18 protein-coding genes are annotated in these 23,649 nt (G+C 56.3%); 13 read left to right on the plus strand and 5 right to left on the minus strand.

Annotated features, from left to right (window positions below):
• The first annotated feature begins 55 nt into the window (after positions 1–55).
• The 3 genes from uvrB (at position 56) to JDEN_RS06300 (ending at position 4,250) form a co-directional block, all read left to right on the plus strand.
• Positions 56–2,125: an excinuclease ABC subunit UvrB gene (gene uvrB, locus JDEN_RS06290; RefSeq protein WP_041288272.1), complete on the plus strand. Its 2,070-nt coding sequence runs from the start codon at positions 56–58 to the stop codon at positions 2,123–2,125.
• On the plus strand, positions 2,122–3,054 hold the full coding sequence (locus JDEN_RS06295; RefSeq protein ID WP_015771532.1) for a PfkB family carbohydrate kinase: 933 nt from the start codon (positions 2,122–2,124) through the stop codon (positions 3,052–3,054). Before uvrB ends, JDEN_RS06295 begins: the two co-directional genes overlap by 4 nt.
• A gap of 203 nt (positions 3,055–3,257) precedes the next feature.
• Positions 3,258–4,250 carry a TerC family protein gene (locus JDEN_RS06300; protein WP_015771533.1) on the plus strand — a complete coding sequence of 331 codons (993 nt, stop codon included), beginning with the start codon at positions 3,258–3,260 and terminating at the stop codon, positions 4,248–4,250.
• Positions 4,251–4,353: 103 nt separating this feature from the next.
• On the opposite strand, the gene JDEN_RS06305 is transcribed toward JDEN_RS06300, so the two are convergent.
• Entirely contained in the window at positions 4,354–4,647 is a 294-nt protein-coding gene (locus JDEN_RS06305; RefSeq protein ID WP_041287847.1) for a YciI family protein, read from the minus strand.
• Positions 4,648–4,791: 144 nt separating this feature from the next.
• Here JDEN_RS06305 and uvrA point away from each other — a divergent pair, with 144 nt between their 5' ends.
• From uvrA to secG, 9 genes are all read left to right on the plus strand, one after another.
• Positions 4,792–7,707, plus strand: coding sequence for an excinuclease ABC subunit UvrA (uvrA, locus tag JDEN_RS06310; protein WP_015771535.1), 2,916 nt, complete (start codon positions 4,792–4,794; stop codon positions 7,705–7,707).
• 32 nt (positions 7,708–7,739) lie between these two features.
• Positions 7,740–9,683: an excinuclease ABC subunit UvrC gene (gene uvrC, locus JDEN_RS06315; RefSeq protein WP_015771536.1), complete on the plus strand. Its 1,944-nt coding sequence runs from the start codon at positions 7,740–7,742 to the stop codon at positions 9,681–9,683.
• Between the two features lie 81 nt (positions 9,684–9,764).
• Positions 9,765–10,703 carry an RNase adapter RapZ gene (gene rapZ, locus JDEN_RS06320; protein WP_015771537.1) on the plus strand — a complete coding sequence of 313 codons (939 nt, stop codon included), beginning with the start codon at positions 9,765–9,767 and terminating at the stop codon, positions 10,701–10,703.
• 3 nt (positions 10,704–10,706) lie between these two features.
• Complete coding sequence (locus tag JDEN_RS06325; RefSeq protein ID WP_015771538.1) at positions 10,707–11,660, plus strand: gluconeogenesis factor YvcK family protein; 954 nt, start codon at positions 10,707–10,709, stop codon at positions 11,658–11,660.
• A gap of 39 nt (positions 11,661–11,699) precedes the next feature.
• Entirely contained in the window at positions 11,700–12,680 is a 981-nt protein-coding gene (whiA, locus tag JDEN_RS06330) for a DNA-binding protein WhiA (RefSeq protein ID WP_015771539.1), read from the plus strand.
• Positions 12,681–12,977: 297 nt separating this feature from the next.
• A complete protein-coding gene (gene gap / locus JDEN_RS06335) occupies positions 12,978–13,982 on the plus strand; it encodes a type I glyceraldehyde-3-phosphate dehydrogenase (protein ID WP_015771540.1) in 1,005 nt (334 codons plus the stop codon).
• 130 nt (positions 13,983–14,112) lie between these two features.
• Complete coding sequence (locus JDEN_RS06340) at positions 14,113–15,312, plus strand: phosphoglycerate kinase (RefSeq protein ID WP_015771541.1); 1,200 nt, start codon at positions 14,113–14,115, stop codon at positions 15,310–15,312.
• A gap of 24 nt (positions 15,313–15,336) precedes the next feature.
• The gene (tpiA, locus tag JDEN_RS06345) at positions 15,337–16,119 is read left to right on the plus strand and encodes a triose-phosphate isomerase (RefSeq protein ID WP_015771542.1); all 783 of its coding nucleotides are present in this window, start codon (positions 15,337–15,339) and stop codon (positions 16,117–16,119) included.
• Positions 16,120–16,265: 146 nt separating this feature from the next.
• A complete protein-coding gene (secG, locus tag JDEN_RS06350; RefSeq protein WP_015771543.1) occupies positions 16,266–16,511 on the plus strand; it encodes a preprotein translocase subunit SecG in 246 nt (81 codons plus the stop codon).
• A 130-nt stretch (positions 16,512–16,641) separates the two neighbouring features.
• On the opposite strand, the gene pgl is transcribed toward secG, so the two are convergent.
• The 4 genes from pgl to tkt all read right to left on the minus strand — a co-directional run bounded on the left by pgl (position 16,642) and on the right by tkt (position 22,267).
• Entirely contained in the window at positions 16,642–17,391 is a 750-nt protein-coding gene (pgl, locus tag JDEN_RS06355; RefSeq protein WP_015771544.1) for a 6-phosphogluconolactonase, read from the minus strand.
• The gene (locus JDEN_RS06360; protein WP_015771545.1) at positions 17,388–18,323 is read right to left on the minus strand and encodes a glucose-6-phosphate dehydrogenase assembly protein OpcA; all 936 of its coding nucleotides are present in this window, start codon (positions 18,321–18,323) and stop codon (positions 17,388–17,390) included. Before JDEN_RS06360 ends, pgl begins: the two co-directional genes overlap by 4 nt.
• Positions 18,324–18,343: 20 nt before the next feature.
• Positions 18,344–19,885: a glucose-6-phosphate dehydrogenase gene (gene zwf / locus JDEN_RS06365; protein ID WP_015771546.1), complete on the minus strand. Its 1,542-nt coding sequence runs from the start codon at positions 19,883–19,885 to the stop codon at positions 18,344–18,346.
• Between the two features lie 261 nt (positions 19,886–20,146).
• Positions 20,147–22,267 carry a transketolase gene (gene tkt, locus JDEN_RS06370; RefSeq protein ID WP_015771548.1) on the minus strand — a complete coding sequence of 707 codons (2,121 nt, stop codon included), beginning with the start codon at positions 22,265–22,267 and terminating at the stop codon, positions 20,147–20,149.
• Between the two features lie 456 nt (positions 22,268–22,723).
• Here tkt and JDEN_RS06375 point away from each other — a divergent pair, with 456 nt between their 5' ends.
• A complete protein-coding gene (locus tag JDEN_RS06375; protein ID WP_041288273.1) occupies positions 22,724–23,626 on the plus strand; it encodes a heme o synthase in 903 nt (300 codons plus the stop codon).
• The last annotated feature ends 23 nt before the right edge of the window (positions 23,627–23,649 follow it).

Here is a 23,649-nt window from a genome sequence, read left to right on the forward strand (position 1 = left end):
GATAAGGTCCTGGTGCGTGGTGCGTGGTGTCAGGGGCGGGCACTATGTTGGGTGTATGAGTTCTCACCGTGAATTAACCCGTGTTGATTTCCAGTTTGATGTTGTGTCGGAGTTCTCACCGTCGGGGGATCAGCCCAGTGCGATTGCTGAGTTGACGCGGCGTATTCAGGGTGGGGAAAAGGACGTTGTGCTCCTGGGGGCGACGGGGACGGGGAAGTCGGCAACCAGTGCGTGGCTCATTGAGCAGTTGCAACGTCCCACGTTGATTATGGCGCCGAATAAAACGTTGGCTGCGCAGTTAGCGACGGAGTTTCGAGAGTTGCTTCCCAACAACGCTGTTGAGTATTTTGTCTCATATTACGACTATTACCAGCCTGAGGCGTATATTGCCCAAACTGACACCTACATTGAGAAGGACTCCTCAATTAACGAGGAAGTGGAGCGTCTTCGTCACTCGGCGACCAACTCTTTGCTGACCCGCCGTGACGTGGTTGTTGTCGCGTCTGTGTCCTGCATTTACGGGTTGGGTACCCCGCAAGAATATGTCGATCGGATGGTTCAGATCGATGTTGGTGATGAAATTGACCGTGATGGTCTGCTGCGCCACTTCGTGTCGATGCAGTACACGCGCAACGATGTGGCATTTACGCGGGGCACGTTCCGGGTCCGAGGTGACACCGTGGAAATTATCCCTGTCTATGAGGAACTAGCGATTCGGCTTGAGTTCTTTGGGGACGACATCGAAGCGATCTACACACTGCACCCGCTCACCGGTGAAGTTGTGTCCCAAGTGCAACGGATCCACATTTTTCCTGCGTCACACTACGTGGCTGGTCCCGAACGGATGGAACGAGCCATCGCATCGATTGAAGCGGAACTAGAAGAACGGCTTGCTGAGCTCAACCGGGACAACAAGTTACTTGAAGCGCAGCGCTTATCGATGCGCACCACCTATGACATCGAAATGATGCGTCAGGTGGGGTCGTGTTCTGGGATTGAAAACTACTCACGGCACATTGATGGTCGTGCTCCCGGTAGCGCACCACATACGCTGTTGGATTACTTCCCCGATGACTTTTTGCTGATCATTGATGAATCGCACGTCACTGTGCCACAAATCGGGGCGATGTATGAGGGGGACGCTTCGCGAAAACGTTCTCTCGTGGAGCATGGGTTCCGTCTCCCCTCAGCAATGGATAACCGGCCATTGACATGGGAAGAGTTCACCGAACGTATTGGACAAACAGTCTACCTATCCGCCACACCAGGCGATTATGAACTGGCACTGTCCAACGGCACAGTTGAACAGATCATTCGTCCAACCGGCTTGGTCGACCCGAAGATCACGGTGAAACCCACCAAAGGCCAAATCGATGACCTTCTTGACGAGATCAACGAACGGACCGCCAAGAACGAACGCATACTTGTCACTACCCTCACGAAGAAAATGTCTGAAGACCTGACCGACTATCTCCTCGACAAAGGTGTAGCCGTTCGCTATCTTCACTCAGACATTGACACTCTCAAACGAGTGGAGCTCCTTCGAGGGCTGCGACTTGGTGAGTTTGATGTTCTTGTGGGGATCAACCTCCTGCGTGAGGGACTTGACCTCCCCGAGGTGTCCCTGGTCGCGATCCTCGACGCCGACAAACAAGGGTTCCTACGTTCCCCTCGTTCGCTTATCCAAACCATTGGACGTGCCGCACGTAACGTGTCCGGTGAAGTGCATATGTATGCCGACAGCATCACCCCGGCCATGGCACAAGCCATCGAAGAAACTGAGCGACGCAGAGAAAAACAGATCGCATACAACACTGAACATGGTGTTGACCCACAACCGCTGCGAAAAAAGATCGCCGACGTCACCGACATGCTCGCTCGAGAAGACATCGATACACAAGAACTCCTTGCCGGTGGGTACCGTCAAACAACTACACCCACACCAGCGCACACACCATCAGGTGTGCCCAGCGCAACAGGTGACCTCAGCGCCCTCATTACCCAACTCACCGAACAAATGCACCAAGCAGCAGCAGAGCTTCAATTTGAACTCGCAGCGCGCCTACGCGACGAACTCTCCGACCTCAAACGAGAACTCCGCCAGATGAAAGACGCCACCTCGTGACCCAACCAATCAGCCTCTTTGTTGGGCTCACCACGCTCGATATTGCAACACGCATCACCACGTTTCCCACACCCAACGAAAAACTCACGGCCCACCATCAAGATATTGCAGCAGGAGGCCCAGCAGCCAACGCAGCTGTCACCTGCGCTGCACTTGGTGGTCACGCTATTCTCCTGACCGTGATCGGGACGAGTCCTCAAGCACGCATCGCAGCGGCCGACCTTGCCGCCCACAACGTCACCGTCATCGACCTTGCCGGACCTGACCACGGTCTGTCTGTATCCAGCATCCTCATCACCGAACACACCGGGGAACGAGCCGTTATTTCTACCGATGCTCAACCCCACACGCTGACACCTCAGATGACCAGCCGCCTCACCACGCAGCTAAGCACACTACTGCCACGTGTCCATGCGATCCTCATCGACGGACACCACCCCCATCTTGCGCGCCACATCCTCGCCCAACGGCCCACCAATGCTGCCCCCATCATCGTTGATGCCGGACGGTGGAAACCTGCGTTTGACGATCTCATCCCGCACGCCCAACACATTATTGCTTCAGCAGATTTCCACGACCCACACGGCTGGGTGCCACTCACCCCCGAGAACCGCACCACACTCACTACCGCACCAACAATCGTGCGTACACACGGTGAACACCCCATCACCGTGTGGCATCCCACCACCACAACCACGATCAGCCCACCAGGCGTTGTCACCCGTGACACCCTCGGTGCCGGAGATGTTTTCCACGGGGCATATACCCACTTCGTTGCCACCCACCACCACACCCACAACCACCCGCCCACCGACCTAGCCGACATCACAGCCGTCACAACCAACGCATCGGTCATTGCGGCACATCGGGTCGCCACAGTTGGCCTGCGAAGTTGGATCACACAACTCGCCGACCCCACTCAACTGTGACGAACAACGCGCCACCGAACGGTGAATCACGATCACACCTGAGCCCACGGTGGCCCATAATAAACAAGAATTGAAGGGGAGTATCCCACGAACACTGGTTTCGTCACCACGGCCATCCCGATGATGCGCCCGGAACCAGTTGCCAGGTTCACGCCGCGCGGGAGAGACCTTCGGTACCAACCACCCGTACCGGAGGTACACCTATGGATGTCCACGCCTCACTGTGGATCATCACCGTCGGCATCATCTTGACAATGCTCACCGTTGATTTCGTCGGACACGTCCGCACCCCGCACGCACCGACACTCAAAGAGGCCGGAATCTGGTCAGCGATTTACATCGCGATCGCACTGATATTCGGTGTTGTCATCTGGCAAATATACGGATCCACGTACGGGACCGAATACTTCGCCGGATACCTCACCGAGAAGTCACTGTCACTCGACAACCTTTTCGTGTTCATCCTCATCATCGCCGCATTTAAAGTGCCCCGCGAAGACCAACAAAAAGTACTCCTCTTTGGCATTGTTGTTGCGCTGATTTTCCGGACCGTGTTCATCTTCCTCGGCGCAGCACTGATCGAAAACTTCTCCTGGGTGTTCTACATTTTTGGGGCATTCCTTATCTGGACCGCCATCCACCAAGCAATCCCCGCGAAAGAAGAAGAGGAATACCACGAAAACTTCCTCATCCGGAAACTGCGCGGGATCCTGCCTATCACGGACTCCTACGTCGGTGACCGCGTGTTTGTCCGCATCGATGGACGCACCATGGTCACCCCCATGCTTATCGTCATGGTGGCAATCGGGTCAGCGGACTTACTCTTCGCCGTCGACTCCATTCCAGCGATTTTTGGTCTCACCCAAGAACCGTTCCTCGTCTTCGCCGCCAACGCATTCTCTCTCCTTGGTCTGCGGCAGCTGTTCTTCCTCGTCGATGGCCTCTTGGAAAAGCTGGTCTACCTCAACTACGGGCTCGCTGTCATCCTGGGATTCATTGGGGTGAAACTCGTTCTTCACGCTCTACACGTCAATGAACTTCCCTTCATTAACAACGGCCAACCCGTCCTCGCGGCCCCTGAAGTAACCATCGCACAATCCATGACCGTGATCGTTGGGACAGTGATCATCACGACGATCGCGTCGGTGTGGAAAACCAACCGAGACCTCAAACGCGGAATCACACCACCTGCATAGCCACCGTCTACCTGCATAAGCATGCTCAACACACAGCAGGGCGGCCCCATATTGGGACCGCCCTGCTGTTCTGCACGGATCAATGCGTGATCAAGAACAAGACTTACTCGGTCTCTGCCCACGCACCAATGACAATGTTCCACTCCACAACAGCACGATCTAACACCAACCCCTGCTGCCAAAACGGATCGCCTTCTAACAAAGCGATCGCTGCACCGGCATGCGGGGCCTGAACAATAATGAGTGCCCCAGTCATGTCTTCCTGACGCACGGGACCAGAGGCAAGAAGCGAACCAGACGCCGCCAACGCACTCAAATACGCACGATGCGCAGGCCGATGCTCATCCAACGCCGCCGTGTCCTCGGAATACACATAGGTGATCGCAAAAGTCTGCATGCCCACATTCAACCACGGAGCCCTCACCAAACCACGCGCCGAAACGTTACGATCCGGTATACCCACGGTGCGAACTTCACCCCGTGACATCTCCAACGTTCGAACATCTGTGCGATATCGGCGCCTGCGGCATAAGATAAGGGAGTGACTGATCGACTCATCGTCCAAGGTGCCCGCGAACACAACCTCCGATCCGTAGATATTTCGCTGCCGCGTGACCAACTCATCGTCTTTACCGGCCTGTCGGGCTCCGGAAAGTCGTCTTTGGCATTTGACACCATCTTCGCAGAAGGTCAACGGCGATACGTCGAATCCTTGTCTGCTTATGCCCGGCAGTTCCTTGGTCAAATGGACAAACCTGACGTCGACTTCATCGAAGGGTTATCCCCAGCGGTCTCTATCGACCAAAAATCCACAAATAGGAATCCGCGGTCAACAGTCGGAACGATCACAGAGATCTATGACTACTTACGTCTGCTGTTTTCACGAGCTGGAACGCAGCATTGCCCGGTGTGCGGGGAACGCATCACAGCCCAAACCCCGCAACAAATCGTCGACAAGCTTCTTGAACTTCCTGAAAAAACCCGCTTTCAGGTGCTCGCACCTGTCGTGCGTGGGAGGAAAGGGGAGTACCACGAACTCCTCGCCGATCTGCAAGCCAAAGGGTTCTCCCGGGTCCGCATCGACGGGGAACTACACCAACTCGCAAGCCCGCCCACGCTCGAAAAGAACATCAAACACAGTATTGATGTTGTGGTTGACCGATTAGCACTGCGGGACGGAATCCGGCAACGGCTCACTGACTCCATCGAAACCGCACTCAACACAGCAGATGGACGTGTCATCATCGACATGGTCGATCTTGCGGAGAACGACCCACACCGTGAACGGCGGTTCTCCGAGAAACGGGCCTGCCCCAACGATCACCAACTGACGCTTGATGAAATCGAACCCCGGACTTTCTCATTTAACGCGCCCTATGGTGCCTGCCCCGAATGCACCGGGATCGGGATGCGACTTGAAGTTGACCCTGAACTCATCATCCCCGATGATGACAAATCCATCGCCGACGGCGCCATCGCGCCCTGGTCTGCGACGTCCTCGGAATACTACGACCGTATCCTGACCGGGCTGTCCGACGAACTCGGGTTTTCTCTGGACACACCGTGGAAGAAGCTCCCCGGCTCCATCCAAGACGCCATCTTGTACGGCAAGGACTACCAAGTCCACGTGAAATACCGTAACCGATGGGGTAGAGAACGTGCATACACCACCGGCTTTGAAGGGGTCATCGCGTCGATTGAACGACGACACTCCGAAACCGAATCCGAGTGGTCCAAAGAAAAATACGAAGCGTACATGCGTGAAATCGCATGCCCCACGTGTCGCGGTGCGCGCCTCAAACCCGAAGTGCTTGCCGTAAAAGTCGGTGGAAAATCTATTGCAGAGGTCTGTGAACTGTCCATGCGGGACTGTCAACAGTTCCTGAACACAATCGAACTCGGCACCAGAGAAAAACAGATCGCAGCCGCTGTATTAAAAGAAATCCTTGACAGATTAGGTTTTCTCCTTGATGTGGGTCTTGATTACCTCACCCTCGCGCGCGCTGCAGGAACCCTCTCTGGTGGAGAAGCACAACGCATCCGGTTAGCCACACAAATTGGGGCAGGACTTGTGGGTGTGCTCTACGTCCTTGATGAACCCAGTATTGGCCTGCACCAACGCGACAACCGCCGTCTCATTGACACCCTCACTCGGCTTCGTGACCTTGGAAACACACTCATCGTCGTCGAACATGACGAAGACACGATCCGCGCCTCTGACTGGGTCGTCGACATCGGCCCAGGCGCCGGGGAACACGGGGGAGAGGTCGTCCACTCGGGCACCTACCACGACCTCCTCACCAATGACCGCTCCATCACCGGCGCATACCTGTCAGGCCGCCGCGCCATTGCATTACCCTCAGCCCGCCGCGCCATCAACCCCTCACGCTCATTAACTGTTATCGGGGCGAAGGAAAACAATCTCCGCGGCGACAACGTCACCTTCCCGCTGGGTGTTCTCACGGCAGTCACAGGTGTGTCTGGGTCCGGAAAATCGACCCTCGTGAACTCCATCCTGTACACAGTGCTCGCCAACAAACTGAACGGCGCGCGACTCGTCGCAGGACGCCACCGGCGCATCGACGGACTAGAGAACCTCGACAAAGTTGTTCACGTTGACCAAGGCCCCATCGGACGCACCCCACGTTCCAACCCAGCTACCTACACCGGGGTGTGGGACCACGTGCGCAAACTCTTTGCCGGCACCACCGAAGCGAAAGTCCGCGGGTATGGTCCAGGTCGTTTCTCGTTCAACGTCAAAGGTGGTCGCTGTGAGGCATGCTCAGGGGACGGAACAATCAAAATTGAGATGAATTTCCTCCCCGACGTGTACGTACCCTGCGAGGTGTGCCACGGCGCCCGATACAACCGGGAAACCCTCGAAGTCACCTTCAAAGGCAAGACCGTTCAAGACGTACTTGACATGCCCATTGAGGAAGCCTCGAACTTCTTCTCAGCTGTCCCCGCGATCGCCCGGCACCTCAACACACTCGTCGATGTTGGATTGGGGTATGTCCGACTTGGACAACCTGCCCCCACCTTGTCCGGGGGAGAAGCCCAGCGTGTGAAGCTCGCAGCCGAATTGCAAAAACGGTCGACCGGCCGCACCATCTACGTGCTGGACGAGCCCACAACCGGACTACATTTCGAAGACATTCGTAAACTGTTGTCCGTCCTGCAAGGTTTGGTGGACAAAGGAAACTCAGTCATCGTGATCGAGCACAACCTCGATGTCATCAAGAACGCGGACTGGATCATTGACATGGGCCCAGAAGGTGGATCAGGAGGCGGACTAGTCGTTGCGGAAGGAACACCTGAACAAGTTGCGCAGGTTTCAGAATCCCACACCGGATACTTCCTCAAGGAAATTCTTAATGCACACCCCGCAGTGCCCCTAGGAGATCAAGTACCCGACATTGCTCCACCCACACCACGGGCAACCAAAAAGAAACGCTAACCCCTGACCCACACGGGAGTGTCAACACCACGATGGCTGACCCAACCACCTATCGCCCTGCACCTGGTGATATCCCCACCGCCCCAGGTGTCTACCGATTTCGCGATGATCAGGGCCGCGTCATCTATGTAGGTAAAGCAAAGAACCTGCGCGCCCGCCTATCGAACTACTTCCAATCACTCAGTGCCCTGCACCCGCGAACTCAAGCGATGGTCACCTCAGCTGCCGGAGTTGAGTGGACTATCGTGTCAACCGAAGTCGAAGCACTCGCACTGGAATACACCTGGATCAAAGAGTACGACCCACGATTCAACGTAAAATATCGTGACGACAAGTCATACCCCTACCTGGCAGTGAGCATGTCACAGCAAGTTCCGCGTGCGTTTGTGACACGCTCGGCGAAGAAACCCGGTGACCGATACTTTGGTCCTTTTGGCCACGCATGGGCCATCAGAGATACCCTTGACCAGCTATTGCGGGTATTCCCGGTGCGTACTTGTACACAAGGTGTCTACAACCGTGCGCAACGATCCGGGCGTCCTTGTCTGTTGGGGTACATCGACAAATGCTCCGCACCGTGCACAGGCAACATATCTCAGGACGATCACCGGCAACTCGCAGAAGATCTGTGCGACTTTATGGCCGGACACACTGGTCGTTTCATCTCTGATGTCAAACAGCGCATGATGGACGCCTCTCAAGCGCTCGACTTTGAAACTGCTGCCCGGTTACGTGACGATCTGCGTGCCTTGGAAAGGGCATTGGAAAAGAACGCGGTGGTGTTATCTGATGCAACTGACGCTGATGTCTTTGCGGTCGCATCAGATGAACTGGAAGCAGCAGTGCAAGTGTTCCATGTCAGGGGCGGCCGTATCAGAGGGCAACGCGGGTGGATCGCGGAAAAAGTGGAAGCGCTTCGCGACGACGAGTTTATTGAGCATCTCCTTCAACAGGTGTACGGCGTCCACGATGACTCTGTAACTCCAGGTCATGCCGCCCAAGCGATCCCACGCCAAGTTCTAGTTCCCGTCCTCCCTGCGGATTCAGAGACGATGACAGCCTGGCTCAGCACACTGCGTGGGAGCAAAGTCGCTGTGCGGATACCGCAGCGCGGCGAAAAAGCGCAGCTGGCTGCAACAGTTCACGCGAACGCAGAGCAAGCGTTACGCCTCCACAAATCCCGGCGTGCTGGGGATCTCACCACCCGCTCTCAAGCGTTACGCGAACTCCATGACGCTCTGGAACTCAGTGAAGCCCCGCTACGCATTGAATGTTACGACGTCTCCCACAACCAAGGCACGTTCCAAACAGCATCCATGGTCGTCTTCGAGGACGGCCTCCCCAAGAAAAGCGCTTACCGACTTTTCCATATCAAAGGAAACGAAGGAGACGGGGCGCGGGATGACACTGAAGCAATGTATGAAGTGATCTCCCGGAGATTCAAACGCCACCTCATACACAAAGAAACCCGGCAGACAGTCACCACTGGTGAAGTCGACGCACACGACAACTCCAGTGAAAGCCCAGTGTTCGCTTACGAACCGTCACTCGTTGTCGTTGATGGTGGCGCACCGCAGGTTGCAGCGGCTGTCCGGGCGCTGACCGACCTGGGAATCACCGACGTCGCGGTGTGCGGGCTCGCGAAACGGCTGGAAGAAATTTGGATACCACATGACGAGTTCCCTGTCATTCTTGAACGTCAATCCGCAGGACTGTATTTGCTCCAACACCTGCGCGACGAAGCGCATCGCTTTGCAATTAAGGCACATCGAAAGCGCCGTTCCCAGGGAATGACAGTTTCCCAGCTTGACGGCATACCTGGTCTTGGGCCAACCCGTGTGAAGGCCTTGCTCAACCACTTTGGTTCAGTGAAAAAAATCAAAGAAGCGTCAGTGGACGACATCGCAGCAGTGAAAGGGATCGGACGAACGACGGCGACACAAGTTGTTGAGTTCCTTCATCCACGCGCAGAGTAACAGTGTTGATGACCAGGTAAGGGCGTTCTTGCTCGGTGTGGCATCTACCCGAACACCCCCATTGTTTGGCATGCTGAAGACATGACCCGCGAACCTGACCCTCTCACCGTCCCTCAAGGTATTCCTCTGGTAGAAGCCGCTGCGCACAATCCCGACGGCAACGTCTCCGAAGTACTGATCGTCACCGGGATGTCAGGCGCGGGGCGGTCAAAGGCTGCTGAAGTATTGGAGGATCTTGACTGGTACGTCATCGATAACCTCCCTCCTAAAATGCTTCTACCGCTGGTTGACATGATGACGCATGCCAACTCTACGATCAACCGGTTGGCTGCTGTGGTCGATGTGCGAGGCCGCGAGTTCTTCAACGACCTTTACGATGTGTTGCAGCGGTTTAAGAGCTACAACTTGGCGTTTCGTATCATGTTTCTCGATGCGAGCGATGAGGCGCTCGTGCGACGATTTGAACAGGTACGCCGACCACACCCGCTTCAAGGCGATGGTCGGATCCTCGATGGAATCACCATTGAGCGTTCCTTGTTAGCGGGCATGAAAAATCGTGCTGACTACATCATTGATACCTCTGACCTCAACGTGCACGACCTTGCCCGCCAAGTGCGTTCGTGCGTTGCAGAGGACACGCATGATCAGTTACGTATCAACGTCGTGTCATTCGGGTTTAAGTACGGTATTCCTTTGGATGCTGACCACGTTGTGGATATGCGGTTCCTCAAAAATCCGTACTGGATTGATGAGCTTCGACACCTCACCGGTCGTGATGAGGCTGTGTCAGATTATGTTCTAGGGCTTGATGGTGCCAGAACGTTCATTGAGCGTTACGTGTCGGCGCTGGAACCGGTCCTCGCCGGCTACACGAAGGAAGAAAAACGGTACGTCACGATCGCCGTGGGGTGCACTGGTGGCAAACACCGTTCTGTGGCGGTCAGTGAAGAGCTGGGGGCTCAGTTGCGGCACGCCGGGCACCGTGTTGTCGTGACTGCTCGAGACCTCGGCAAGGAGTAGGAGGTGGGGACCGCTGTCGTTGCTTTGGGGGGCGGGCATGGACTGTCAGCGAGTTTGTCTGCTCTTCGGTTGATGACCCACCAGATCACGGCGATTGTCACGGTGGCTGATGACGGTGGATCCTCTGGTCGTTTGCGTGATGAACTCGATGTTCTGCCACCCGGTGACCTGCGTATGGCCTTATCAGCTCTGTGTGATGATTCAGAGTGGGGGCGGTTGTGGCGTGATTTGTTGCAGCACCGCTTCACCTCTGAAGGAGACCTCGACCGGCATGCTGTAGGTAACCTCCTCATTGTTGCGCTGTGGGAGCTTCTTGATGACACGGTGGCTGGACTTGATTGGGTCGGAAAGCTCTTGGGAGCCCGCGGTCGCGTCCTGCCGATGGCTTCAGTTCCGTTGTCCATCGAAGCTGACATGGTGGTTGGGCAGGACCAGTTCACGGTTCGTGGCCAATCATTGGTTGCCTCCACGCCTGGTCATGTCGAGTCGCTACGTCTCATTCCGAGCGATCCGCCTGCCTGTGCGGAAGCAGTTGACGCGGTCATAAACGCGGATTGGGTCATTCTTGGACCTGGTTCATGGTTTTCTTCTGTGATGCCGCACCTTCTTGTGCCCCAGTTACGTGAGGCGCTGTTGACCACCACCGCCAAACGGTGCCTGACACTAAATCTCAGTATGCACGGCACGGAAACCTTTGGTATGTCAGCGGCCGATCATCTTCGGGCGCTTGCTAAACACGCACCGACTTTGCGCATCGATGCGATTCTTGCTGATCCTTCTGCGATTGATGATGCCGATGATCTGATTGCTGCTAGTGGGCTGCTTGGGGCGCAGGTATTGTTTCGACAAGTGCGTCGCGGGGATGGTAGTGCACGTCACGATCCGCTTCGTCTCGCCGCCGCATACCAGGATGTTTTCGACCGTTTCCTCGGTGATGTGGGCACTGTCTCGCCGTAGGGCACACCATGACGCGCCCGAAAGTGGCACTATTGCTTCATGGCTTTGACTGCTCAGGTGAAAGATGAACTTGCTCGTGTAAAGGTGGACCGTACCTCCTGCCGCAAGGCAGAGGTGTCTGCAACGCTGAGGTTTGCAGGTGGTCTGCATATCATTTCTGGGCGCATCGTCATTGAGGCGGAACTTGACACAGCGGTCGCTGCGGATCGTCTTCGCACCGCGATTTCCGATGTGTATGGGCATACCAGTGAACTGATCACTGTGTCTGGAGGTGGGATCCGCAGGGGGGCACGATATGTGGTGCGTGTTGTGCGTGAAGGGGAGTCGCTTGCGCGGCAAACGGGTCTTTTGGACAGCCGGGGTCGCCCCGTGCGTGGGCTGCCACCGCATATTATTTCTGCAGGTGTCGCGGAAGCGGAGGCCGCGTGGCGTGGGGCATTTCTTGCGCATGGTTCACTCACTGAGCCAGGACGCTCATCGGCGCTTGAAGTGACGTGTCCTGGGCCGGAGGCGGCTCTTGCGCTTGTGGGGGCGGCCCGTCGTCTTGGGATTACTGCCAAGGCACGGGAGGTTCGCGGGGTCGATCGCGTGGTCATCCGCGATGGTGAAGCGATCGGTGACCTTCTCGTTCGGTTAGGTGCAACAGATACTGTCCATGTGTGGGAGGAACGGCGTAAGCGTCGTGAGGTTCGCGGAAACGCCAACCGGCTTGCAAATTTTGATGACGCGAACCTGCGTCGTTCTGCACGCGCGGCAGTCGCTGCGGGTGCCCGGGTTGAGCGTGCGTTTGACATTCTGGGTGACGACCTTCCGGAACATTTGCGTGAAGCGGGTCGGTTGCGTCTGGAACATAAACAGGCGTCGTTGGAAGAACTAGGGCAGCTCGCGGACCCTCCGCTGACAAAAGATGCGGTTGCTGGGCGTATTCGCCGTCTATTGGCAACAGCGGATAAACGAGCTCGCGAGTTGGGGATCCCGGACACTGAGTCGGGTTTGTCTCAGGATTTACTCGACCTGTGACGTTGTCTGCTCAGAGCATAATCGTGATGACGGCGGGGATCAGAGCCTCCCTTATCTGACAAACGGCAGGAAAAAGTGTCCAGCAGGGACCATTGTCCTCACGAAATATGCAGAAACGTTATAGAGTTTTACCTGTCAGGTTGGCCGACGCCACGAATGATTCGTGGCGGTGATTGAGAAGGTCCTAGGACACTTCCTTCTGAGCCGCTTGGCAAGTTGCAACGTACGCCGTACGTCATCTGTTCGTAAACACAACCATGTGCGTCGGAGAACCCGGCGCGCTCAGAGGAGGGCATTGTGACCATCCGCGTCGGAATCAACGGCTTCGGCCGCATCGGCCGTAACTTCTTCCGCGCAATCCTTGCGTCGGGTGCTGACATCGAAATCGTCGGTGTGAATGACCTCACCGACAACAAGACTCTTGCGCACCTGCTCAAGTACGACTCTGTTCTGGGCCGCCTGACTCAGGAAGTTTCCTTCGACGACGAGTCCATCACCGTTGACGGCAAGAAGATCCGCGCACTTGCCGAGCGTGAACCAGCCAACCTCCCATGGGGTGAGCTTGGTGCTGACATCGTCATCGAGTCCACTGGTTTCTTCACTGACGCTGAGAAGGCAAAGGCTCACATCGACGCTGGTGCTAAGAAGGTCATCATCTCCGCACCTGCGAAGAACGAAGACGCTACCTTTGTCGTTGGCGTGAACGCTGACCAGTACGACACCGAGAAGCACAACATCATCTCGAACGCTTCGTGCACCACGAACTGCCTTGCACCACTTGCAAAGGTTCTTGACGAGGCATTTGGTATCGAGCGTGGCCTCATGACCACTGTGCACGCCTACACCGGTGACCAGAACCTCCAGGACGGTCCACACCGCGACCTGCGCCGTGCGCGCGCTGCCGCGATCAACATCGTTCCTACCTCGACTGGTGCCGCAAAGGCTGTTGCGCTCGTTCTGCCACAGCTCAAGGGCAAGCTCGATGGTTACGCACTCCGCGTGCCCACACCAACGGGTTCAGCAACCGACCTCACCTTCACTGCAGGCCGTGACCTGACAGTTGACGAGGTCAACGCAGCCGTGAAGGCAGCAGCTGAGGGTCCACTCAAGGGAATCCTCACCTACACCGAAGACCCCATCGTGTCCTCGGACATCGTGACCGACCCTGCATCCTCGATCTTTGACGCTGGCCTCACCAAGGTCATCGGCAACCAGGTCAAGGTTGTGTCGTGGTACGACAACGAGTGGGGTTACTCGAACCGTCTGGTCGACCTCACCGTTCTCGTTGGTGAGAAGCTCTGATCTTTCGATCGGTCAGAAACACCCGCTGGGATAACAGATCCTGTTGACGAGGCGCCCGCGTGAGTGACAAGCCGAAAGGCACCGGTCACCACGCGGGCGTTTCTCGTTTCACAACACTTTGGGAGAACTCATGAAAACAATCGCAGACCTCGGCGATCTGCGCGGCAAGCGCGTCCTCGTCCGTTCCGACTTCAATGTTCCACTCGACGGCTCCACCATCACCGATGACGGTCGTATTCGAGCTGCACTACCAACTTTGAAAAAGCTTGTTGATGCTGGTGCTCGAGTCATCATCACTGCGCACTTGGGGCGTCCTAAGGGGGAACCGGACCCTAAGTACACTTTGGCGCCGGTAGCGACTCGCCTCGAGGAGCTCCTGGGGGCGTCAGTAACACTGGCAGGCGATGTTGTCGGTGACTCGGCAAAAGACGCTGTCGCCCAGTTGACCGACGGCAACGTCGTCTTACTGGAGAACATCCGGTTTGATGCCCGTGAGACGTCAAAAGTTGACTCGGAGCGTGAAGAGCTCGCCCGCGAACTCGGTGCTTTTGCGGACTTCTTCGTCTCTGACGGATTTGGTGTTGTGCACCGCAAGCAAGCATCAGTGTATGACGTAGCACGTGTCGTTCCTGCTGCTGTGGGTGACCTCGTTCAAAAAGAAGTGGAATCACTGAGCAAGGCAACAACAAACCCTGAACGCCCCTATGCTGTGGTTCTCGGTGGCTCGAAGGTATCAGACAAACTCGGAGTCATTGGTAACCTTCTGAACAAAGCTGACCGTCTCTTGATCGGTGGCGGTATGCTCTTCACTTTCCTCGCCGCAAAGGGTTACTCAGTGGGTAACTCACTGCTTGAAGAGGACCAAATCGAGACCGTGAAGGGATACCTCGACACTGCTGAAAAGAACGGCGTCGAGATTGTCCTTCCCGTGGACATTATTGTTGCGCCGGAGTTCAAAGCCGATGCTCCCGCAACCGTTGTTGCAGCCGACGCCATCCCTGACGGTCAGATGGGTCTTGACATCGGCCCCGAGTCGCAAAAGCTCTTTGCCGCTAAACTGAGTGACGCAAAGACCATCGTGTGGAATGGCCCTGCTGGTGTCTTTGAATTTGATGCTTTTGCAGGAGGTACCCGTGCTGTCGCCCAAGGAATCATTGACGCGACTGCCGCAGGTGCTTTCTCCGTTGTTGGTGGTGGAGACTCAGCGGCAGCAGTGCGCATCCTCGGTTTTGACGAAGCAGGGTTCAGCCACATCTCTACCGGTGGTGGCGCCAGCCTTGAGTTCCTTGAAGGAAAAGAACTGCCCGGCATCGCTGTCCTCGACGCGTAAGACTTCATCAGAAAGGTGTCATTCGTGACCAACGCACGTACCCCGCTCATTGCTGGTAACTGGAAAATGAACCTCGACCACAACGAGGCGATTCACACAGTCCAAAAGCTCGCATGGGCGTTGAAAGATGCACAACACGACTACAACGCTGTTGAGGCGACAGTTTTGGTGCCCTTCACCGACATTCGTTCCGTCCAGACACTTGTTGACTCCGACAAACTGGGCATCACCTACGGTGCGCAGGACCTCTCCGCACAGGTTTCTGGTGCGTATACCGGTGAAATTTCACCAGTGTTCCTCTCACGTCTTGGCGTGAAGTATGTGGCTGTGGGGCACTCTGAGCGCCGCCAGTACCACGGTGAAGACGACGCCCTTGTGAACGCAAAGACCAAAAACGCACTTGCGCACGACATTGCACCAATCGTGTGTGTGGGGGAGCCTCTTGAGGTTCGCAAAGCCGGTGACCAAGTGCCGTTCACACTTGCACAGGTCGATGGTGCATTTGCTGACATCTCAGCTGAGGACGCCGTCAAGGTTGTTGTTGCCTACGAACCTGTGTGGGCAATCGGAACTGGCGAGGTTGCAACACCAGCAGATGCACAAGAAGTCGCCCAGGCTATTCGTGCTCGGCTGGCGGAACTGTACTCACAAGACGTCGCTGACGCTGTCCGCGTCCTGTACGGCGGTTCTGTGAAGTCATCGTCAATCAAGGAACTCATGAACGAAGCTGACGTCGATGGGGCCCTTGTTGGTGGCGCTTCGCTTGACCCAGAAGAGTTCGCCAAGATTGTCCACTACCAGGACTGATCTCATCCCTGGATGGCTCACCTGCTCCCAGTAGGTGAGCCATCTGGCTTTTGTAGCCCAAAGTGGACTAGTCTAGTCAGCGGTGCCGCATGGCATGAACACCTGTCTAGCGGCACGCTAGACCACACAACGAAGGACAACCACCCGTGGATATTCTGCGCATCTCACTTGAAGTGCTCCTTGTCGTGACTTCGATCCTCCTGATCCTTTTAGTTCTTACTCACAAAGGCAAGGGCGGTGGCATGTCTGACATGTTCGGTGGTGGTGTCTCCACATCCATCGGAAACGCAGGCAACGCCCAAACAAACCTCAACCGTATTACTATCGCCTTCGCGATCGTTTGGTTCGCGGCTATCGTCTTGTTGGGGCTCTTCCCAAAGGTCACCGGCTAACCACACCACATGAGAAGAAGAGGCTCACCACAGTGACGTGGTGAGCCTCTTCTTCGTCGACAACATCACAGCGCGTGAGCTGATAGTTGCGTGCCTGCCTGTGCGCCTGTTTGCCGCCACGCCATGAGGATTAAGGGACTTCTGCGACCTCTATAGCTGATGCAGCAGAAGCATCGATGAGCCACAGAGTTTCTACGACACCGCACACAGCTGAGGCTGGCAGCGATACTGGATCAACACTCACAAGTGCCTGAGCGACAGCTTGCGCCTTCTCTTCTCCCGCAGCAATCACCCACACTCGGCGTGCGGCATTGATCGCGTCATACGTTAACGACACCCGTGACGGCGGGGGCTTCGGGGAATCATGGACTCCCACTGCGACCCCTGACGTCATGGCGTCAGGGTGACCCGGGAATAATGACGCCACATGCCCATCTGGTCCCATACCAAGAAGGAGCACATCAAAGTTCAGGCCAGATTTGTCACTGTGCGCCAGCTGCAGATCACGGGCATACCGTTGTGCTGCCTCGTCCACATCAATGCCGTCATCAGTTGAGGACACCTCGTGGATGTTACCTGCCGGCAAAGGAAGATCAGCAAGCAACGCCTCGTAGGCTTGGCGAGCATTACGCTCTGGCGAATCCTTGGCGACGAAACGCTCGTCTCCCCACCACACGTGAACGATCGACCAATCAACATCTCGGACAATGGGGTTTTGCGCAGCCATCGCGAGGGTGCGGATACCCACCGTGCCACCGGTGAGCACCACATCAACACGATCCTGGACCGCACACAAATCAATGAGGGTGACCAGGAGCCGCGCGGCTGTAGTGCGTGCTAACGCGTCACTGTCGCTATGGATAACAACCCGCTTTGTCATGGCGAAACCTCCTCGTGGCGTCGAATCAACGGTAACCCGTGCAGGAGAACATCTGTGTAGATCTCGTCCGGGTGCAGACGACGAAGTTCTTCTGCAATGCAGTCTTCCAAGGAACGAATGGGCAAATTGATACTTTGCTCTGGCATACCTGGTTGGCGCAGCGTGGCACGCCGACCATCTTGGCGCGTGAACTCAATGTCCGATCCATCGGCACGGATGAGCGCAACCCGAGTAAGCCCCAACGCTCCAGGAACAAACTTAGTGGACACCTGATCGGTGAGGTGCAGCCCTAACCACCCTGCCAACAAATTGACGGAAGGGTGTTCGCTTTGCCCTTCAATCTCAACTCGTTCTACCGGAACAAAAGGAGGCTGATCCAGTACGGACGCAATTAGGCTGCGCCAAATTGTTGCCCGCGTCCAGGCCAAGTCCACATCTCCGGGCTCGTGATGGCATCGTAACGCATCAAGGTCAGCACACGGCTGCGATGATTGGAGCGTGTCAGTGAGCCGTGTTTGAGCCATCGCTCCCAGCGGTTCCCGCGAGGGGGCAGCAGGTGCTTGACCAGGCCACCACGCCACGATCGGAGCATCAGGAAGTAGGAGCGGCATAATCAGGGTGTCTGTGTGCGCCACCTGGTCGGCTGTCCCTTGCAAGACGATCACCTCGGAAGCTCCAGCATCGCCACCAACTCGAATTTGAGCATCGAGCTGCTGTGAGCCTTCTGCACCGGCAGCAACGGCAATAATTCGACACGGGTGTTCGTTGGAGGCGATATTTGCGGCGGTAATCGCGGCGTCTAACTCGTCGCGGTCTCCAAGAATGACGAGGTTTAGCACTCGCCCAAGAGCGATTTGCCCGCCCTCTTCACGAATTTTCACAAGCTTTTTTGCTACTTGTGAGGTGGTGGTACCTGGCAGATCAACAATCATGTCTTTTCACTTCCCTGTCATTACGGGCGGCGCCAGGCGCGGCCATCGCGCTTGAGCATCTCATCGGCAGTGTCAGGTCCCCACGTTCCTGCACGGTAAGGTGCGGGGGAACCGTGCTGAGCCCAGTGTGCCGTGATGGGGTCAAGGATCCGCCACGACAACTCCACTTCCTCGTGCCGAGGGAAGAGCGGAGGCTCACCGAGGAGGACATCAAGGATGAGGCGTTCGTACGCTTCAGGGGAGGACTGGGTGAACGCGTGTCCATAACCGAAGTCCATGGTCACATCGCGAATTTCCATTTGCGTTCCGGGGACCTTCGCCCCGATCCGCATGGTGACTCCCTCATCTGGTTGGACACGAATCACCAGGGCATTCTCACCGAGTTTGGTTGTTGCGGTGGACTCAAAAGGCAGATGCGGCGCCTTCTTGAACACAATCGCAATCTCTGTCACACGCCGGCCAAGGCGTTTCCCGGCACGTAAGTAGAAGGGCACACCAGCCCAGCGACGGTTGTCGATGTCAACGCGGATAGCGGCGAAAGTTTCCGTGACCGAGTCGGCGGGGATGCCGTCTTCTTCGAAGAACCCATTGACCTTTTCGCCGCCCTGCCAGCCTGCAGTGTATTGTCCTCGTGCTGTGTGCGCATCGATGTCGTCAGGGACCCGGGTTGCGGCAAGGACCTTGATTTTTTCGGCGATGAGATCGCGGGCGGAGAAGGAAGCAGGTTCTTCCATTGCGGTGAGTGCGAGCAGTTGCAACAGGTGGTTTTGAATGACGTCTCGGGCAGCTCCGATGCCGTCGTAGTACCCAGCGCGCGACCCGATTCCGATGTCTTCAGCCATCGTGATTTGCACGTGGTCGACGTAGTGGGAATTCCAGATTGGTTCATACATTTGGTTTGCGAACCGCAAGGCAAGAATGTTCTGGACTGTTTCTTTACCGAGATAGTGGTCAATACGAAAGACGTCTTCGGCGGGGAACACTTCTGAGACAACGTTGTTGAGTTCCTGTGCTGACTCAAGGTCGTGTCCAAATGGTTTTTCGATCACGACTCGACGCCAGGCATCTTCTTCAGATTGGGAGAGACCGCATTCTGCTAGCTGTCGGCACACCAAGGGGAATGCTGATGGCGGAACAGACAGGTAGAAAGCGTGGTTACCCCCAGTGCCGCGCTGTTCGTCGAGTTCTTTGACGGTGTCATTGAGTCTCATGAACGCGTCTGTGTCGTTGAAAGTCCCTTGAACAAAGCGAATGCCGTCAACCAGCTCATCCCAGACAGCTTGTTTGAAAGGAGTCCGTGCGAACTGTTTGACTGCCTCACGCGCATAGTGGGCGAAGTCTTGATGGGACCAGTCACGTCGGCCAAAGCCGGTGAGCGCAAATCCGGGGGGCAGTAACCCTCGGTTGGCAAGGTCGTAGATCGCGGGGATGAGCTTTTTGCGTGCGAGATCACCGGTGACCCCGAAGATGACGATGCCACACGGGCCTGCGATGCGCAGGAGTCGTTGATCGCGTGGATCGCGGAGCGGGTTTTGCCGGGTCGTTGAGGCAACTGGCTGCACGTTGGTGTCACCGTTCTGTCGCTGTGGCCATGTGTTTGCGGGCTGGCCAAGGTTGGTTGTGGAGAGCAGTTGAAGTTACGTCGATCTTATCGGGCATGCCGCATCTTGAGCATGGCGATGCCACAATGCGGTTGGTTTCTTTACGTGGCGTTGCACACCCCGCAGTGGTTGGTGGGGGTGGTGAGGTGATGATAGATGCGCAAAAGGCTGGTCAGTGTCATATGACACTGACCAGCCTTCATGCTGCACTATTTGCTGGGTTTAGCCACGCACTGCTGCGAGTGAATCGCGTGCTGCTTGTGCCACAGCTTCGGGCGTGAACCCAAACTCGCGGAAGAGGGTTTTAGCGTCAGCGGATGCACCGTAGTGCTCGAGGGATACAATACGGCCAGCGTCACCAACCAGTTCACGCCACCCCAGTCCCAATCCAGCTTCGACTGAGACACGTGCCTTCACAGTCGAGGGGAGGACTGACTCACGGTAAGACTCATCTTGTTCCGCAAACCATTCAAGGCAGGGGATCGATACCACACGGGCACCGATTCCTTCGGCCTGGAGTGCTTCACGCGCGGCAACTGCCAGCTGAACTTCGGATCCTGTTGCTAGCAGAAGAACATCCACATCGCCGTTGGCGTCAATGAGGGTGTATGCACCCTTCTCAACCATTGATGCAGCCGCGAAGGTCTGTCCAGTTGCTTCACCTTCGCCACGCTCATAGGTTGGGATGTTCTGGCGTGTCAGGATGATGCCAGCGGGACGGTCGGTTTTCTCGATGATTGTCTTCCAAGCCCATGCGACTTCGTTCGCGTCACCTGGGCGAACAACGTCGAGCCCTGGAATTGCGCGCAGAGCGGCGAGGTGCTCGATGGGCTGGTGCGTTGGGCCATCTTCTCCGACTCCAATGGAATCGTGTGTCCACACGAAGATCGTGGGGATTTCCATGAGCGCAGCGAGACGAACGGCTGGGCGCATGTAGTCGGAGAAGACAAGGAAGGTTCCACCGTAGGCGCGCGTCGCTCCGTGGAGCACGATCCCATTGAGGATTGCCCCCATTCCGTGCTCGCGGATCCCAAAGTGCAAGGTCCGTCCGTATGGATTCCCGGAGAACGAACGAGTTGACCGGTGTTCGGGGAGGAAGGAGGGCTCTCCTGCCATTGTCGTGTTGTTCGAACCGGCAAGATCTGCTGAGCCGCCCCACAGTTCTGGTAGCACGGGAGCAAGGGCAGACAGGACCTTCCCAGAAGCCGCACGAGTTGCCAGGTCAGTTCCAGCATCGAACACTGGAAGCGCATCGTGCCAGTTCGCTGGTAGTTCACGAGCCTGGAGCCGGTCGAATAGTGTGACACCTTCGTGGCCCGAGTCGCGCCATGCGTTGTAGGCTGAAGCCCACGCATCATGGAGATCACTTTGACGTGACGCAACGGACCGCGTGTAGGCCAGAACGTCATCATCAATGTGGAATGTGACCTCTGGGTCAAGACCGAGAGCTTCCTTTAAGCCAGCGACCTCACTGCCGCCTAGTGCAGACCCGTGAATCCCACCGGTGTTCTGTTTGGTAGGGGAGGGCCAACCAATGATGGTGCGAAGAGCGATGATCGATGGCTTGTTGGTGACCTTGTTCGCTTCTTGAATTGCTGAGTACAACGCGTCGACGTCTTCGCTGTATTCGGTTCCACCGTGAGTCCAGTCAACACGTTGGACGTGCCAGCCGTAGGATTCGTAGCGAGCGAGGACGTCTTCTGAGAAGGAAACGTCGGTGTCGTCCTCAATGGAGATGTGGTTCTGGTCGTAGATCACGACAAGGTTGCCGAGTTCTTGGTGCCCAGCCAGCGAGGACGCTTCAGAGGTGACTCCTTCTTGGAGGTCCCCGTCACCAGCGATGACATAAACGTTGTGGTCAAATGCTGACTCACCGTCGGCAGTTTCGGGGTCAAAAAGACCGCGTTCACGGCGCGCTGCGAATGCCATACCTACTGCGGAGGCAAGACCCTGCCCAAGTGGACCAGTAGTGATTTCAACGCCCTCTGTGTGTCCGTACTCGGGGTGCCCTGGTGTCTTGGAACCCCAGGTACGAAGTGAGGCGATGTCGTCCATTTCGAGACCGTAACCGGCTAAGAACAACTGCAAGTAGATTGTCAGTGAGGAGTGACCTGCTGACAAGACGAACCGGTCGCGGCCCACCCATTGGGGGTCCGCTGGGTTGTGACGCATAACCTTCTGGAAGAGCAGGTAGGCGGCGGGGGCCAAGGAAATTGCTGTTCCTGGGTGTCCGTTGCCGACTTTCTCAACTGCGTCTGCTGCGAGAGCTTTGATTGAAGTTACTGCGCGGTCATCGAGTTCTGACCACTCAAGCTTATTAGCTGTCGGGGTGAAAGCGTTCACCGATCCTCTTTTCTTCCGGCAGGCGGAGCCGGAATCTGGGTGTCGAAACTGTCACAGGTATAGTGCCGAAGCAGTCTCTGTCTCGTTCAGAATAACAAATCTGATGTTTTGCACGGTGGTTGTCTGCTCTGGATCACGACTCTGTGGAGCTTTGGGTTGTCCTTTGTAGTCTACAGCCCTTAACCACCGAATGTGAGCGTTAACATTGCAGTTTTTCGGCGCATTCTGTCAGCAAGTCCCTGAGGTCTAGGACTTTCGACCAACGTCACACAGCCTGTCGTTCGCTATATGTGCCGCTCCCACTACTATGGAATGAGCGCCCAAGCACCAGCATGAGACCAGAACGGAACGTCGAGACGCGTGCACAACACTGATCACGGGAAGATCCACGCCACTACTGTCCCCGAGGACACTAGTTCATCGGACGCTCCTGGCCGCTCTCACAGCGCACACTCGATGTCCCGCCGTCAGTTCCTTGCCATGAAGGCTGGGGCGTATCTCGCGTTGACAAAACCCCGGGTCATCGAGCTTCTTCTGGTCACGACATTTCCTTCCATGATCCTTGCGCAAGGCGGGTTACCCAACCTCGTCCTGGTACTCCACACACTCATTGGCGGCGCCCTTGCTGCTGGGGCTGCAGGTGTGCTCAATTGCTACATTGACCGCGACATTGACGAAGTCATGAACCGCACAAAGCGCCGACCGCTCGTGACAGGGGAAGTGTCTCCGCGAGAGGCTCTGGTGTTTGGATGGGTGCTCACAGCAATTTCCTTGGCATGGTTTGCAGTGTTCGTCCACATCCAAGCTGCTCTGCTGACCGCGGGCGCAATCGCTATTTATGTCGTGGGGTACACGATCATTTTGAAACGGCGAACAGCGCAAAACATCGTCTGGGGCGGTTTAGCTGGATGCATGCCGGTCTTCATTGGCTGGTCTGCGGTCACAGAGACACTGTCGTGGGGAGCAGTCATGCTCTTCCTCGTGATTTTCTTTTGGACTCCGCCGCATTATTGGCCCCTGTCCATGAAGTTCAAACGTGATTACGCCAATGCGGGTGTTCCCATGCTTCCTGTGGTCGCTGGTACACGGCGTGTCGCATTCGAGATGATTGCCTACACGATCGCGATGATCATCGCGTCTTTGGGGGTGTGGTTCTTCGAGCGCGACAAGATGACTTGGGTCTACCCGGTTGTCGCTCTTGCCTTGGGTGTGTGGTTCTTATGGATGTGCATCGACATGTACCGAAAAGCCCGCTCAGGTGCCCGGAAAGTTGGTGAGATGAAGGTCTTCCATGGGTCTATCACGTACCTCACTCTCCTGTTTGTCGCGGTCGCTGTTGACGTGTTCCTCCCGTTGTAATGGCGTCTCCTAGGCAATGACAC

The organism is Jonesia denitrificans DSM 20603 (assembly GCF_000024065.1).
Lineage (GTDB): Bacteria > Actinomycetota > Actinomycetes > Actinomycetales > Cellulomonadaceae > Jonesia > Jonesia denitrificans.